The sequence below is a fragment of the Bradyrhizobium sp. CCBAU 51627 genome, assembly GCF_028128765.1.
Lineage (GTDB): Bacteria > Pseudomonadota > Alphaproteobacteria > Rhizobiales > Xanthobacteraceae > Bradyrhizobium.
On the sequence record NZ_LBJG01000068.1, the window covers coordinates 1 to 14121 of the forward strand.

At 63.4% G+C, this 14121-nt stretch carries 14 protein-coding genes and 1 pseudogene; 6 read left to right on the forward strand and 9 right to left on the reverse strand.

Going from position 1 to position 14121, the window contains the following annotated elements:
* Positions 1 to 66 precede the first annotated feature (66 nt).
* Entirely contained in the window at positions 67 to 996 is a 930-nt protein-coding gene (locus tag XH88_RS25960; protein WP_271671089.1) for a hypothetical protein, read from the reverse strand.
* On the reverse strand, positions 993 to 1616 hold the full coding sequence (locus tag XH88_RS25965) for a hypothetical protein (RefSeq protein WP_271671090.1): 624 nt from the start codon (positions 1614 to 1616) through the stop codon (positions 993 to 995). The genes XH88_RS25960 and XH88_RS25965 overlap by 4 nt, the downstream gene beginning before the upstream one ends.
* Before the next feature lie 512 nt (positions 1617 to 2128).
* Here XH88_RS25965 and XH88_RS25970 point away from each other — a divergent pair.
* The 4 genes from XH88_RS25970 to XH88_RS25985 all read left to right on the forward strand — a co-directional run bounded on the left by XH88_RS25970 (position 2129) and on the right by XH88_RS25985 (position 6273).
* Positions 2129 to 3268, forward strand: coding sequence for an FAD-dependent oxidoreductase (locus tag XH88_RS25970; RefSeq protein WP_271671091.1), 1140 nt, complete (start codon positions 2129 to 2131; stop codon positions 3266 to 3268).
* A 106-nt stretch (positions 3269 to 3374) separates the two neighbouring features.
* A complete protein-coding gene (locus XH88_RS25975; protein WP_271671092.1) occupies positions 3375 to 4646 on the forward strand; it encodes a DUF2157 domain-containing protein in 1272 nt (423 codons plus the stop codon).
* Complete coding sequence (locus XH88_RS25980) at positions 4643 to 5239, forward strand: GDYXXLXY domain-containing protein (RefSeq protein WP_271671093.1); 597 nt, start codon at positions 4643 to 4645, stop codon at positions 5237 to 5239. Before XH88_RS25975 ends, XH88_RS25980 begins: the two co-directional genes overlap by 4 nt.
* A 173-nt stretch (positions 5240 to 5412) precedes the next feature.
* Positions 5413 to 6273, forward strand: a complete 861-nt coding sequence (locus tag XH88_RS25985; RefSeq protein ID WP_271671094.1) for a DMT family transporter — start codon at positions 5413 to 5415, stop codon at positions 6271 to 6273.
* Positions 6274 to 6285: 12 nt separating this feature from the next.
* Here the strand turns inward: XH88_RS25985 and XH88_RS25990 are convergent, their stop codons facing one another.
* The 3 genes and pseudogenes from XH88_RS25990 to XH88_RS26000 form a co-directional block, all read right to left on the reverse strand.
* Complete coding sequence (locus XH88_RS25990; RefSeq protein ID WP_271671095.1) at positions 6286 to 7500, reverse strand: EAL domain-containing response regulator; 1215 nt, start codon at positions 7498 to 7500, stop codon at positions 6286 to 6288.
* Positions 7501 to 7783: 283 nt separating this feature from the next.
* Positions 7784 to 7973: pseudogene (locus XH88_RS25995) on the reverse strand (hypothetical protein); the annotation flags it as partial.
* A gap of 259 nt (positions 7974 to 8232) precedes the next feature.
* Positions 8233 to 9396 (reverse strand): hypothetical protein, encoded by a 1164-nt coding sequence (locus XH88_RS26000; protein WP_271671096.1) that lies wholly within the window; start codon positions 9394 to 9396, stop codon positions 8233 to 8235.
* 339 nt (positions 9397 to 9735) lie between these two features.
* Here XH88_RS26000 and XH88_RS26005 point away from each other — a divergent pair, with 339 nt between their 5' ends.
* Complete coding sequence (locus XH88_RS26005; RefSeq protein ID WP_271671097.1) at positions 9736 to 10356, forward strand: LuxR C-terminal-related transcriptional regulator; 621 nt, start codon at positions 9736 to 9738, stop codon at positions 10354 to 10356.
* A gap of 31 nt (positions 10357 to 10387) precedes the next feature.
* On the opposite strand, the gene XH88_RS26010 is transcribed toward XH88_RS26005, so the two are convergent.
* The 4 genes from XH88_RS26010 to XH88_RS26025 all read right to left on the reverse strand — a co-directional run bounded on the left by XH88_RS26010 (position 10388) and on the right by XH88_RS26025 (position 12695).
* A complete protein-coding gene (locus XH88_RS26010) occupies positions 10388 to 10636 on the reverse strand; it encodes a hypothetical protein (RefSeq protein WP_271671098.1) in 249 nt (82 codons plus the stop codon).
* Between the two features lie 99 nt (positions 10637 to 10735).
* On the reverse strand, positions 10736 to 11131 hold the full coding sequence (locus tag XH88_RS26015; protein WP_271671099.1) for an Hpt domain-containing protein: 396 nt from the start codon (positions 11129 to 11131) through the stop codon (positions 10736 to 10738).
* Positions 11132 to 11264: 133 nt separating this feature from the next.
* Positions 11265 to 11960: a Crp/Fnr family transcriptional regulator gene (locus XH88_RS26020; protein ID WP_271671102.1), complete on the reverse strand. Its 696-nt coding sequence runs from the start codon at positions 11958 to 11960 to the stop codon at positions 11265 to 11267.
* Positions 11961 to 12209: 249 nt separating this feature from the next.
* Positions 12210 to 12695: a hypothetical protein gene (locus XH88_RS26025; RefSeq protein ID WP_271671100.1), complete on the reverse strand. Its 486-nt coding sequence runs from the start codon at positions 12693 to 12695 to the stop codon at positions 12210 to 12212.
* Positions 12696 to 13148: 453 nt separating this feature from the next.
* On the opposite strand from XH88_RS26025, the gene XH88_RS26030 reads away from it, so the two are divergent.
* Positions 13149 to 13616 carry a response regulator gene (locus XH88_RS26030; protein WP_271671101.1) on the forward strand — a complete coding sequence of 156 codons (468 nt, stop codon included), beginning with the start codon at positions 13149 to 13151 and terminating at the stop codon, positions 13614 to 13616.
* The last annotated feature ends 505 nt before the right edge of the window (positions 13617 to 14121 follow it).

Consider the following 14121-nt stretch of genomic DNA (forward strand, 5'->3'; position numbering starts at 1 on the left):
AGCCTTCCGGCTATCGCCAGCTGACCTGCCCGGCCCTGGCCGGTGAACGCGGTGACCCGCCGCCAGCTACACCATGCAAGGGGACACGATCCGGCTGTGGTCAGCCACATTCCGCTCACGATCAAGGCAAAGGGCTCGCCTGAACGCGGAGACATCGTCGGGAAGCTCCAAGCTGATGGACGGTGCACCGTATTCGGCCGGAACAGCCAACAGTCCGTACCGAGCGACCCGGGTGACGTGCTTGAAGTGGCCTTGAATATCCTCCGGCCAGCCTATGGTGATGGCTTTCTCCAGGCGCAGGCGCCGGGGAAACGCCCAGGACTCGCGAACATTGGCAGCGCGATTGTTGTCATTCGTCCGACTTATGTCCAGCGTGGTCATCCAGCAACCTTGGCGCAACTGTTGCGGCGGCAACGTCTCGCGCAAATGCCAAGGCAATGATCGGGGCACATGCACCCGATCTCCTGAAAATTCGGCAGTCTCAGAGTTTCTCAGGCCGGAATGGATCGTGCTGTAACGATAGTACGGTGGATGGCGAGGATCAAACTGGGGAATACAGGCGTTCAAAGGTAGTTGTGGTTTAGCCAGTATCGTGGGCCAAAAGCCCGGTCCCTTCAGACGCTCACTCAGCTGCGATAACTCGTCCGTGGGAACTGAGCACGATTTGAAGGTGATGATCGGATGACCGGACGAAGTCCGAAGCGCCTTCCGCACAAGGAGCCGCTGGAGAACGGTCATAAAGGCGGGATCATCGAACTTTGCGGGCGATATTCTCAAACTTGATATCGCACCCTGCCAGTCCTCGTCGCGCCAGTGGTGCTGATTCCAGAAGAGCAGGCGATCATCAACACTGTCACCCACTACGAGGGTGACGCCGTCCGACCATTCGCCGTGCGAAAGCGCTAGATACGGCGCCATGAAATCTGACGCTAGCGACAGCGTCCATACGGGCCGGTCTTTGGCAAACTCTTCAAGAAGCGCGACTTCCGTAGTCACATATTCTGCCGCAGGGTCCTTCCCATATGACGATTGGTACGTGCTTCTTCAGTGATCAGCGCCAAGCTGCCAAACAGTTCGGGATAGAGCCGCGATATATTGGTGTGGTTGGAGCTTGAGACGAATCCGAAGTTTTCTTCGAGAAACCGGCTCTCGCCTCGGTCATAGTACTTGTCGATGACCTTGAGATCGGAAATCTTTCCGGTCAGCATGTTCCGTCGATTGAGGAGCGCCGTGATCAAGGAAAGACTGCCGAGCCCCTGAATTGGCAGCTCTATGCGCCAGATCTCGGCGACCTGCTCAGGCCGGGTCGCTGAAGCATCTATCTTGAGATAGAGCGGACAATACTTCTCGTGGATGCGCGCTATCGCGTCTTCGCTGAGCGCGACGAAACTGTAGATGATGTCTGGATCGTGATACCAAAGCCATTCGACGTATTCCGGGTCGATGCCATCAGGTTTGACGGGGACGATCAACGTCCGTCGTCCGCCCCATCGGCTGTAACACTCGCGGAATACGGCATCGAGGACGTTCGGCGCGCATGCCTGACGATCAACGAGATACGCGACGCGAAGCGGGCGGGCGGTGGCAGTGATGGTCGGCGGCGGTTTGGTCCACATGATTCAAATTGGCATGCTTGAACGGGGGCCGTCACGATCAAATTCCCAGATTGATGCTGTTTCGGCGGGTGTTACGGTGACATGCACCAAATTGGGGGCCGTCCAGCGGCGAACGTCGGGGCAAACAAGAGTCCGAACTAACGTCGACCGCGCAACCTCATCACCTTCGAGAATCCCGATCGGAACCCTGACATAATGCTCCTGTTTTGCCCGACAGGTCAAACGAGCGCGATGTCACGCGAAGTGAGCTGTCATCGCGATCAACGTGCCCTCAGCCGCCCCAAACGGATTCCGCATCCTCACCCCCAAGCCCCGCAACATCCCGATCATTCTGCGTCACCAGCCTCAGATCGTGCGTCATTGCCGTCGCCGCGAGCAGGCCGTCGATGACCGGCCCTATTGATCTGATACGGCGTTGTCGATGCCAGCCGCAATCGCCCTCCCGCAGATCTTGCAAACACGCGAAATCATCACGATGATCCGCGCGTCGTATCATCGCTCGCGAGGCCTTCATGCGAAAATGCGAAATCGCCGTGCTGGGTCTCGGGCTCATGGGCGGAGCGGCGCTCTCCGCATTGCTGGAGGCCGGCGTCGATGCGCTCGGCTTCGACCCTATCGCGGCAGGTTCGGATCGAGGCTCGTCGCATGGGTCCTGTCGCATTTTCCGTCGCTTCAATTTCGAAAACTCCAATTACACCAGCCTGAGCGACGAGGCTCATGCCGGCTGGGTCCGGCTGCAGGCCGAAAGCGGTCAAACGGTCCTGACGGAAACCCCTATTCTGGAGGCCGGCCGCCCCGGCTCCGCCATGGTGGCGTCCTCGCGCGCGGCCGCGATCGCGCAAGGGCGGCCGGATCCGCTAGTGACCGCTGCTGTCGCGAACAAGGAATTTCCGGCTTTCAGCCTGCCTGATGACTGGGACGTCGTCGTCCAGGACGGTGCCGCGATCCTGCACACCGCTACAGTCATGAGATTGATGCGCGCACGCGCCGGCGCGCGCGTCGTTCCGGAGCGCGCGAGCTTTTCGCCGCACCACGACGGCGTGTCGATCCGCACTGATAGCGAAGAGTTCTTCGCCGAGCGCGCGATCCTGGCGCTGGGCCCGTGGCTCGGTCGCGCGCTCCCGCAACTCGCCGCGCTGCTAAACGTGACCCGACAGGCGGTCGGCTGGTTCAAGCCCGCCCGCCCCGACACTGTGGTTTCGGGCCGTTTCCCGATCTTCATTCTGGACCGAGGTCCTGATGACATGGTCTACGGCTTTCCGGATTTCGAACAGCGCGGCGTTAAAGCGGCGCCTCACAACCACGGGCCCGTGGTCGGCCCCGACGATTGGGGTCCGCCCGCCAGCGAGGCCGAACTCCGCCCCATCGGCGAAGCCTTGGCCGCGCTCGTCCCCGGCGCGGCCGGGCCGATCATCGATTCTGATGTCTGCCTCTACACCAACACCGCGCCCGCCGACATCAGGCCCGATGCTGGCGAGGAATTCATCATCGATCGCTGGCCGGAGTCCCGCCTGATCGTGTGCTCCGCCTGTTCAGGCCATGGCGCGAAGTTCGCGCCCGCCATCGGGCAAAGGCTCGCTCGCCTCGCCACCGATCCGGCCTACGAAGCAGAACGCTTCTTTCAGCTGTCCCGCTATTCTCAATTCGCCTGATTGCCGCCCGGCGACCGAAGCTCCGCCGCGGTGGCCGTTTGAACCCGCCGCCGCCACAGCCCGACCAATATCCCGCCGTCCGACAGCGAGCCTGTGATCCACGACGATGTTCGACAAAGCTTACCGGCAACGCCTCGAGGCCGACCTCGCGCAATGGGAGGCCGATGGCGTGATCGCGCCGGCGGCGGCCGCGTCGATCCGCCATGCGTTGCCGCCGCTCTCGCCCGGTGTCAACATCGCCGTGGTCGTCGGCATCGTCGGCGGCCTGTTGATTGCGGCGGCTTTCCTCGCCTTCGTCGCGGCGCACTGGACCGAGATCGCGCGGCTGCTGCGCTTTTCGATCCTGCTCGCCGGCATGGTCATGGCCGGCGGTCTCGGGGCGTGGTTCGCTGCGACCGGCCGTGAGGTTCTCGCCGATCTCTGTGCCAGCATCGGCGCCATCATCTTCGGCGCGGGCATCGCGCTGGTCGGCCAGATGTATCATCTCGGCGACGATTTTGCCGGCGGCATGCTGCTGTGGTCGTCTGGCGCGTTCGCCGCGGCAGCGCTGACCGGCTCGCGCGGCGCGCTGGCGGTCGGTCTTGTGGCGGCCTCCATCTGGACCTGCATGCGCACCTATGATGCACCGGATAACCTCCATCTCCCGTTCGCGGTGGCCTGGCTCGCCGCCGCTGCGCTTGCGTTCGCTTGGAACTCGCGCGTGGCGGCGCATCTCGTCGCGATCGCGCTGATCCCGTGGTGGATCGCGACGTCGCTTCGCTTCGACTTCCACGGCGCCGAGCCGTCATTCGTGCTGGCGAACGGCGCGGCTCTGCTGTTCGGCGCCGGGCTTGCAATCGCTGCCGCGCCGCCGCCGCGGGCGCAACGGCTTGGATCCGTGCTGTCGATCTATGGCGCGTTTGCGCTGGGGGTCGTCGCCTTCCTGGAGGTGACGACGGTCGACGATCTCTTCCGCCTGCGGACAGGCGCGACGGCGGCCCAGCCGCTGTGGGCGATTCTGTGCGGCGTCGCGGGGGCGGCTCTCGCGCTCGCCTCTGCCGGTCTCACGAAACGATCAGGTGAAATCCTTGCCGCCTGCGCCATCGGCCTCGTGCTGCTCGCCGCGCCGCTCTGGCCGGCCTCCGCGGCCGGCGAGCCCTGGTTCGCCTATGCCGCGCTGCTCTGCGCCATGCTCTGCCTCGTCGTGTCAGGCGTGCTCGACGATGTGCGCCCGCGCATCGCCGCCGGCTGGCTCGGCATTGCCGGCGTCATTGCCGCCATCACCTGGGCCGTGAAGGGCTCGCTGCTGCGCCGCTCGGCCTTCCTCGCCGTATCAGGCGTCATTGCCGTGGTGTTCGCCTCAGCGCTCAATCGCATGCTGCCGAGGGCCGGGCGATGATCGCCTCCATCACGCAAATCTGGCAACGCATTCCGAAAGCCGCGCGGTTCGGCGTCGCCATCCTGGTTCAGTGCGTGCTGCTCGTCCTGATGGTCGCCGATCGCATGCAGATCCTCCGCGAAGGCCGCGAGGTGACCCTGCAGACGCAGCCGGTCGATCCCCGCAATCTCCTGCGCGGCGACTATGTCGTGCTGCGCTATGATATCTCGCAAGTGCCGGCAGGCGCGCTCGCCGGACAGCCGGCGGCCGAGCGTTATCCGGTCGTGTTCGTGAAGCTCGCCCCTGATGCCAACGGGATCTACCAGGCCGTCTCGGTGTATGCGGAGCCCGTCCCGGTCAACGCCCCCGAAATCCTGATCCGCGGCCGCGTGACCTATTCCTGCGGTTCGAGCAGCCGCATTTTTTGCGACAGGCTGACGATCAAATACGGACTCGAAAGTTATTTCGTGCCGGAAGGCGAGGGCAGGAAGCTCGAGCAAGCCCGCAACGAGCGAAAGCTCCGCGTCGTCGCCGCCGTGCTGCCCTCGGGCCGCGCCGCCATCAAGCGGCTGCTGCTGGGTGGCGAGCCGGTCTATGAGGAGCCGTGGTACTAGGAGCGCCTTCGCCCCATTTGGCCGCCCCTAACTCATTGATCTTGCAGCCGGCGGCTACTGTGCATGGGGTTGTTTTCAAGTTTCTGTTGTTTGATGGCAGGCGACATGATGTTTAATCGGCATCATCCCGGCCCGCTCTCCAGATCGGAATGCCATCCAACAAGCGAGACGACATGCAATCTGCGGGCAGCGGCTGGGCCAACGGGCTTCTCGGCGTCATCATCTTCAGCGGCTCATTGCCGGCGACGCGCGTCGCGGTCGGCGGTTTCTCGGCGCTGTTTCTGACCTCCGCACGCGCCATCATCGCGGCGCTGATCGGCGCGGCCGTGCTCGGCCTGCTGCGTCAGGCCTGGCCGGAGCGCAAGGATATCGCCTCGCTCGCCATCGTCTCCATCGGCGTCGTGGTCGGCTTCCCTCTGCTGACCGCGCTCGCGCTTCAGCACATCACGTCGGCGCATTCGATCGTCTTCATCGGCCTGCTGCCGCTGTCGACCGCGATCTTCGGCGTGCTGCGCGGCGGCGAGCGGCCGCGGCCGCTGTTCTGGCTGTTCGCGATGCTCGGCAGCGCAACGGTAGCGGGCTTTGCCTTGTCCAATGACGGCTCGGCATCGATGGCCGGCGACCTGCTGATGATCGCGGCGATCGTGCTGTGCGGGCTCGGCTATGCCGAGGGTGCGGCGCTGTCGCGCCGGATCGGCGGCTGGCAGGTCATCTCCTGGGCGCTGCTGCTGGCGCTGCCGCTGATGCTGCCGGTCATGCTTCTCACCTGGCCGCCGGCATGGAGCAGCGTTGGTGCGCCGGCCTGGATCGGGCTCGGCTACGTCTCGGTCTTCAGCATGTTCGTCGGCTTCATCTTCTGGTATCGCGGGCTCGCGACCGGGGGCATCGCGCGCGTCGGGCAGCTGCAGCAACTGCAGCCGTTCTTCGGCCTCGCGCTGGCCGGTTTCCTGCTGCACGAGCCGGTCGCATGGAGCATGATCGCCGCGACCGCGCTCGTGGTCGTCTGTGTCTTCTTCGCACGCCGGTACGCCTGACGGCTTTGGGCCTCACACCGGGTCCATCACCGTTCGCGTCAGCGCGCTCCGCGCAAATTTCTTCAGCGGCAACGGTTTTCCGAACAGGAAGCCCTGGACGAGGTCGAAGCCGAGCTCGTTCGCGACGACGAGGTCGGCGCGACTCTCGACGCCCTCGGCGGCCGCGCATGCGCCATAACCCTGCGCGAGCTCGACGATGTGACGGCACACCGTTCGCTTGAGGCGGTCGTTGGCGCTGCCGGTGACGAAGTGCCGGTCGGCCTTCAGCTTGATGAAGGGAATCTTGGCGTGGTCCATCAGCGACGGCCAATTGGCGCCGAGATTGTCGATCGACAGTCCGATGTTGTGCAGGCGCACCTCACGCGCGACCTCGACGAGAAGATCGAGGTCGCGAATCGCCTCCTCGCTGTCGATCTCGATCGTCAGTCCGCCGAAGGCCGGATGGGTGGGGACGCGGCGGCAGAGGTCGCGCACAGCCTGCGGCTCCTTCAGATACGACGCCGGCAGGTTGATCGACAGATCGACCGGGCTTTGCCGCTCCAGCAGATAATGCCAGTCCTGCACGGCACGCTCGATCACGAACTCCGAGAGGTCGCGCAGGTGCGGATCGTGCTCTTCCGGGATGAAGTAAGCCGGCGGCACCACGCCCCAGGTCGGATGGCGCATCCGCACCAGGGCCTCGGCGCCGCTGCGGATCAATGTGCGCGCGTCGATCTTGGGCTGGTACCAGAGCTCGAGCCAGCCGGCATGAAGCGCCTCGCCGACATGCACGGCGGGGCTCGGCACCGGCTCGTCCGGCAGCAGCATCGCGACGCGATCGCGCAGCGTCTCCGCGGCAAAAGGCGTGGTGAGCGGCGGCAGCATGGCGAGGCCATATTCCTCCCCGACCTGCTGCACGGCCTTCACAATGATGGACTCGCGAGCGCCGACGGCCAGGACCTTGCCGTCGAAGGCCTCGCGCACCAGCGTCTCCAGAAAGGTGCCGGGCTCGATGCCGTCAGCGGCGACACCGAACAGGATCAGGTCCGGCAGCTCGCCGGCGAGCACGGTCTTGAGCTCGTCGGCGCTGGCGCATTCGCTGGTGACGAAGCCAAGATCCTCCAGCACCTCGGCGAGGAAGGCGCGCAAATGACGCTTGCCGTCGGCGACGCATGCGCGCGGCGTTACCTTTCGCCGCCCGAAGGTCCTGGGCCTTCGTCCGGCGAACTCCACAATTTCATCGTTCATCTCAAGCCACTCCCGTTCCGCGATCGGTGTTAGCGACGGGAGCAGTTTCAAATAAGGAGGGCGTCAGTTGATTGTTGATTTATCTGGGTAACCTTAAAGTCCCCATCATTCCTAAAATTGCTCGGATCGCGTTCGAGAAGTTTTTACGTCCGTCCGCGCGTTGCGCACGCGCATGCGACAATCATGCGGGATTTTTCGCATCGTGCGTTTCGGTGTCGTGCGAAGCCGTGTCCTGTAATTGGACGAAGCCGCGCCCGGTTCGCCCAATTGAATAATGGACGGCTCAACTGGCTGTGGCTTTGTCGTGTTCGGCCATGCCGACCGGTTTGTAGTCACGTCGGATAGAATTCGGTGCGATAGGGACCCCACGCAGTGTCCTCGATGATGCGGTTGACTTCGCGTAAGCGCGAGGCCGGCAGCCGCACCGTGACAACCCGGCCGATGCCCATCATCACGTACCAGCTCACGACCTCCTTTCGCGCGATGCGCGCATGGTCCGGCATCGCGCGTGACCGTTATGCGACAACTCGCGCCGGGCGGCGGAATGTGAAGCATCTCACATTCGTATTTCTGCACGCGCGCTATTGGTGCCTGCAGCCGGTGGTGGGCTGTCAGGGATCGCAGCTATGACGATGCGGCGGATGATCTATTGGTGGTTCAGGTTCGTGATGTCAGGGCGATTTCTCGATCGCTTCCTGTGCCTGCCGCACGCGCCGGAATAGCTGACGGGAATTAAGTCGCCCCGATCAATTTGCGAAACGCCGCCGCACCGTCCTGCACGGCGTCGCGGCCCTTCCAGGCCAGATAGCTCAGCTTGCCGCTCAGCGTGTCGTGGCTGCGCAGTCGACGCGATCCCAGGATGTGGCCGACATTGGCAGGGAAGCGGCTGACTTCGGCGGACACCAGCGCCGCGATCGCATCCATCAGTTGCTGAAGCCGCACGCCCCATTCGCAATGTTCGATGCCGTCAATGCGAACCTTGAGCGCGTATTCGGTGTCGTAGATATCTGCGAGCAGGTCGCGCGCGACCAGTACGCGGTTGTTCCGGAGCGCGATCCTGAGCGCAAGGCGCTTGTCGTCGAGCCGGTCGAGAACCATGTGGACGACGCTGGCATAAGGCGCAGCGGCGACATCGGCCGCGCTCTTGCTCGGCGCCGCCTTGGTCGCGAGGCGCACCAGCTGCCACGAGGTCTTGAGGCGCCGGGCCACCAGCGTCAGCGCAAAGGGCAGCGCCTCGGGATTGGTCTTCCTGAAGGCGTCGAGGCGCGCCGCGGTCTGCGCGACCTGACCGTCGTCGAATTTTGCGATCGTCGCCGGCAGCTTCTCATTGAACTTCGACAGCGCATCGCCGGCGCGCAGGACCTGCTGCATCTTCTTCACGTCGTCGAAGGCGGTGCGCGAAGCCGTATATTGCGCCAGCTTGCCGCGCGCCAACTCGGTGCTCTCGGCCGAAGCGAGAGTGTTCTCGAGCACCTTGAGGACCTTGACCTGGAAGGTCGTCGCGATCTTCAGCACTTCCTTGGGATTGTTGGCGGTGACCTGGTCGTTGATCGCCTTGATGTAGTCGCGCGCCATGGTCGGCAGCAGGTCGCGGCAGATCCACTCCCAGATCGGCGTGAGGGTGTTGCGCGAGATCCGGCCCGCATTGGCGTGCTCGGGTGCGCCGTCGATCAGCAGCAGCTCGAGCGGCGCGAAGAAGTAGCGCGACGGATTGGTGGCGCGCGCCTGGGTCGATCCGTCCTTGCGGAATTCGGCGCGCAGCTTGGCCTGGATTTCAGCCGAGCCCGGCATGTCAATGCCGCACAGCTCGAGCCGCTCGAGTTCGCTGAGCAGGCAGCTGCGCGACAACGGCGTCAGCTTCTGCAGGAACTCCGATAGCTCGTCGATCTCGTTCATCGCACGCAATCTTTCGCAACGATTCCAGCAGGCCTACCGGCCCAATGCATGGAGGCATTTGCGCGCTCTCAATCGTGACATAGAGAAGCAAGCTGCCGTTAATTAATCCGTAAAATCCGGGGGCGCCGGGACCGGCGCAGCAGCGATCGTTAAAACGGCGTTTGGTTGCCTGCCTATGATTTGGGCGGTTTCATCAACCCCTGCGTAGCCCAACGCCGGCCTGCGCAAGCATAAATTGTGCCGACGCCGGTATTTTAGCGCAAATCCGACAAGATGCCCGTAGTCTTACGGAGTAAAAAGTTAAACACAGACCGCCCCGGGTTCCGCTAAACGAATCACATGGGGTCACAGAACGATACGGCCACCGATTCGCGACCGTCGGAATGGTTCGAAAGCAGCGCTTCTGCGCCTGAAGGGCCCGATTTCGTCCGGCTGAATGCTGCCCGCACCAAGGCGGCCGACGAGATGGCCGCCGCCATCGCCCGCGAGCTCAATGGCCCCCTGACCGCACTCCTGCTCTACATGGGCGAGATCAAGCATCACAGCGATCAGCTCGCGCCTGTTACCGGCGATCGCGCCTATCTGCAGCAGGTGGTTGAGAACGCGCTGGTGCAGACCGAGCGCGTCTGCGGCCTGGTCAAGCAACTCGCCGGGCCGGACAAAGCTGGTCTTCCCGCACCGTCCAAGACCGAGGACGTCGAGTTGAAGGCCGGCCGCATGCTGCCGGCACCGCGCGAAGCGGGCTCCGAGCTCTCGACCCTGTCGCGCAAACGGCTGACCAAGCGCGAACGTGAAGTGCTGCGGCTGATCAGCGAGGGGTTTTCGAACAAGCAGGGGGCGCTGCGGATGCAGATCAGCCCGCGCACCTTCGAGAGCCACCGGGCGGAAGCGATGCGCAAGCTCGGCGCGCGCAACACCGCAGACCTCGTCCGCGCGGCATTGCTGCATTCGATCGATTGAGGCCGTCGTCCGACGCGGCGCGCGGCTGTGCCTAGAAATAGTCTTCGGCGAAGGGACGGGCGCGCGAAGTGGGCCGCAGACCTTTCGGCTCTTCCTTCGGTTCATTCGGGATGATGGTGATGGTCCAGCGCGGCGGGATGGTCGATTCCTGCTCCAGCACCGAGCGGACAAAACCCGTCACCGTGGACTCGCCCGCCTTCACCGTTGCCATCCGGCCATTGAACTGCGCGATGCGGAAGCGGCGGACCTCTTTCTGATCCGCTGTTTCATAGGTGAACATGGAAACCCTCCTGGTTTCCGGCGACTATCGCCACCTATGATTAGTCATCTCTAAAAATCGCAAACCGTATAAGTACGGCGGGGAGCTGCGCAGGGATGGTCAATCCGGCGGTTCCTGTGCTCTCGCGCCGGCAAAGGCCGCCTCCATCTGCTGCAGCAGATCGCCAAATTCGGCGCCGTTGAGAGTGTCGGCGGTACCCTCCAGCCGCAGCGCCAGCATCGCGAGCCGGACATAGCCGAACGTCCTCGCGGTGCTCTTCAGCGAATGCGCCTCGCGCGCGATCTTGGCCCGATGCTGATCGAGCGCGAGCGAGCGGAACCGCAGGAGTCGCGCGCTGGTATCGCTCCAGAACACCGCGCGCACCTCACGGGCGCCGTCCTCACCGATCTCGCGCACCAGCGCGTCGAACGCGCCAGGCTCGCGCAGCGGATCAGGCTCGCGCGGCGAGGTGGTGTCGTGCGCGCCGGGCGCGGGCGCGAATGCGGCGTCGAGCATGGTTGTCCCGGTTCTCCTTTTGCGGCTCCGGGAATATCTACGCCAATCCGATTGCAATTCCGGTCACGGGACACGCGGTGTTTGCGGGCGGCGTTAAGCACTTGCTTTACCATGTTCCGCCCTGCGCCTGCTGTCAGGTCCCGAGCAGCCGGTCGTACTGGGTCTTGACGGTGGCGTAGCATTCGCACGCCGTCTGGCGCAGCCCGTCCAGATTGAGTAGCTGGATATGTCCGCGGCTGTAGTGGATGAACTCTGCCTGCTGTAAGGTATTGGCAACCAGCGACACGCTGTTGCGCCGCGCCCCGATCATCTGGGCCATCGCCTCCTGTGTCAGCAGCAGCCGGTAGTCGCCCGACAAATCATGGGTATGCAGCAGGCAGCGCGACAGCCGCGCCTCCACCGGATGCGCCGCGTTGCAGCCAGCAGTCTGCTGCACCTGTGCGTAGACCGCGAGCCCGTGCCGCGTCAGCATGGTCCGCAAGGTGGAACTCTGTTCGGCCGCGATGCGCAGCCAGTCGAGGTCCATCACGGATGCGACGCCGGGAACCAGCACGACCGCCGTGTTCAGCGCGCATGCGTCGCCCATGGTCGCGAGGGTCCCGAGCAGGCTGTCGCGGCCGATCATGGCGACCTGCACATGCTCGCCCTTGGCGAGTTTCACGATCAGCGAGATCACGCCGCGGTGCGGGAAGTAGACGCGCTTGAGTGTCTCGCCAGTCTCGACCAGCACCGCGTCATGCGGCAGATCGACCGTCCGCAGATGTGCACGGATCAATTCATAATCGTCTGCCGACAGCGCCGACAGGAAACCATTGGATGGGCGCACCATCGTTTCCAAAGCTGCCTCCCGTCACCTCCGCTGGTGAATGTTGCCAGGAACATTACCGTCCCCCCGCCTGACTAGGCTCCATCATGTTTCCACCGGGACATATTGGCAATTGGTTCAGTGTTAACCGCTTGGTTCGGCAATCGCTGATACCGCCTTGTGTATGCCAGCATGCAGTAACGCGCGCATGGCCGACATCATCGCGATCGTGCCAACAGACGAGCATGATGGGCTCCCACGGCGGCATGGCCATCACACGGGTTGCTTCCAGGGCACGCGGGTCGGCGATTTCGATCTGGCCCCGGCTGTAGCGCGTGATTCCAGCATGTTGCAGCGTAAGCGCACCAGTGAGATGGCGTTGCGCCTGATGCCCATCATTTGGGGTATGCTGACGGCAGTGATGGTTCGAAAGGCCGGAATCTCAAGCGCGGACCCGGTTCCAGGGACGAGCACGGCGGCATCTGACGCTGCGATCCCGTCCGCAAGCGCTGCCCCGCCGCCGACGATGCTGTCGCATCCCGGCATTGCCACCTCGATCGCCTGTCCCTCGGACAGGCTCACTGTGATCGAAACGGTTCCACCCTGCGGGAAGTGGACATGTCGCAGCGCCGCGCCTGCTTCACCCAGGACAATCTCTCTGACCAAGTCGATCGTGGCGAGGTGGGGACGCACCGGGTCGAAGTCCGCTGCATCGAGCACTTGCAGCAATCGGTTGGACGGCGGGCCGCTTGCGGTCATGCAGAACCAATCCAGCTCATTTCAGGAGAAGTCGGCGTCGCCCATCGACATCCGGTTGCGCGGTGACATAAATCTATTGTAATGGTTGCGCGGTTGTCCATATACACGTTGGAGGGGCAGCAGCCTGCAGTTGCGGCGGAAATAAGAATGGCGCGCTTGATTCGCGCGCATGGCCCGGTGAGCCCAGTCCTGCGTCGCGACCCGGGAAAGTATGGCAGGGGGCTATGAGCTGGAATCGGGAAACCGAGGGCAGAGATTGCATCCGGCATTCCATCGGACATTCTCCGATCCAGGCCACATCGCTCGTTCGCCGGTTCCTTCAGCCGTCAGCTATTGTTTCGTGCCATTGCGTGCCGTGGCTGCGGATCTCGCGTGCATGCCGTTCGCATGTCGCACCCCGATTGACCGCGCGGGCGGTCATCACGATTTCAATGCAAGCGAGAGGAGAAAGGCGTGCGCAACGGTTCAATCATTGAATCGCCGAAGCGGGACATTCAAACGACGACAGAAAGTCAGCGCCATATTCTCGTTGTCGACGATGACCCGATGGTGTCCATGGCGATCGAAATCTATCTCCAGCGAAACAATTTTCGGGTGACGATTGCCGACGGCGGTGAGGCGGGGCTGCGAGTTCTCGAGAACGGACAGTTCGATCTGATGATCGTCGACATCTTCATGCCGCACATGCGCGGCTTCGAGTCGATCCGACTCTTTCACGATCGCGCGCCCGCCATTCCCCTGATCGCGATGTCCGGCTATGCCTTCGCAGATCTGAATTCGCCTGCGCCCGACTTCCTGAGGATGGCGCTGGAGCTTGATGCTGCGCGTTGCCTGCGCAAGCCGTTCACGCCGAATGCGCTGCTGGCCGCCATCAGGGACTGTCTCGCCGAGTACGATGCCGCTGCCGTGCGGCTGGGTTAGCGCGTTATCGTTCGCGACGCTACTGGAGTAAGAGTCCGTTTACCGTCACCGCTGATTTTGCGGATTTCATCGGCTCTTCGCCAGGAAGGTCGCACATGCGATTCCGATCGCGGGTGATTGATTCAATGCCAGCCGACCGTGCATATCCCCCCACCCATGCAGGATTTCTCTGCGGCGCTGGCGGCGCCGTTATCCCCATGTTTACCCGTCGCGCCTCCGGTCTGATGCGGCGTGCCGGATTTGCCGAAGCTCTCTTGCGCGCTCGACCGCCAAACTTCGCTTCAATATCCGTATTAGCACGGAGGATGAAATTAACGGGACCGTGAAATGGGTTGTCTAACGATCTAGGAGCGGACTTCCGTCTATACCAAGGGCGGCGCAGGCGTCGAGGTCCAGCTCAGTAAGGCGTATCTCATGGATGATCTGTTGCGGGAGTTTCTGACGGAGACCAGCGAGAGCCTGGACACCGTGGACAATCAGCTGGTGAAGTTCGAGCAGGAGCCGA

Coding starts and splice junctions, on each gene's coding strand:
- XH88_RS26005 (WP_271671097.1), top strand. CDS start 9,736: ATGGGGTCACAGAACGATACGGCCACCGATTCGCGACCGTCGGAATGG.
- XH88_RS25980 (WP_271671093.1), top strand. CDS start 4,643: ATGATCGCCTCCATCACGCAAATCTGGCAACGCATTCCGAAAGCCGCG.
- XH88_RS25975 (WP_271671092.1), top strand. CDS start 3,375: ATGTTCGACAAAGCTTACCGGCAACGCCTCGAGGCCGACCTCGCGCAA.
- XH88_RS26015 (WP_271671099.1), bottom strand. CDS start 11,131: ATGCTCGACGCCGCATTCGCGCCCGCGCCCGGCGCGCACGACACCACC.
- XH88_RS26000 (WP_271671096.1), bottom strand. CDS start 9,396: ATGAACGAGATCGACGAGCTATCGGAGTTCCTGCAGAAGCTGACGCCG.
- XH88_RS26020 (WP_271671102.1), bottom strand. CDS start 11,960: ATGGTGCGCCCATCCAATGGTTTCCTGTCGGCGCTGTCGGCAGACGAT.
- XH88_RS25985 (WP_271671094.1), top strand. CDS start 5,413: ATGCAATCTGCGGGCAGCGGCTGGGCCAACGGGCTTCTCGGCGTCATC.
- XH88_RS25990 (WP_271671095.1), bottom strand. CDS start 7,500: ATGAACGATGAAATTGTGGAGTTCGCCGGACGAAGGCCCAGGACCTTC.
- XH88_RS25970 (WP_271671091.1), top strand. CDS start 2,129: ATGCGAAAATGCGAAATCGCCGTGCTGGGTCTCGGGCTCATGGGCGGA.
- XH88_RS26025 (WP_271671100.1), bottom strand. CDS start 12,695: ATGACCGCAAGCGGCCCGCCGTCCAACCGATTGCTGCAAGTGCTCGAT.
- XH88_RS25965 (WP_271671090.1), bottom strand. CDS start 1,616: ATGTGGACCAAACCGCCGCCGACCATCACTGCCACCGCCCGCCCGCTT.
- XH88_RS26010 (WP_271671098.1), bottom strand. CDS start 10,636: ATGTTCACCTATGAAACAGCGGATCAGAAAGAGGTCCGCCGCTTCCGC.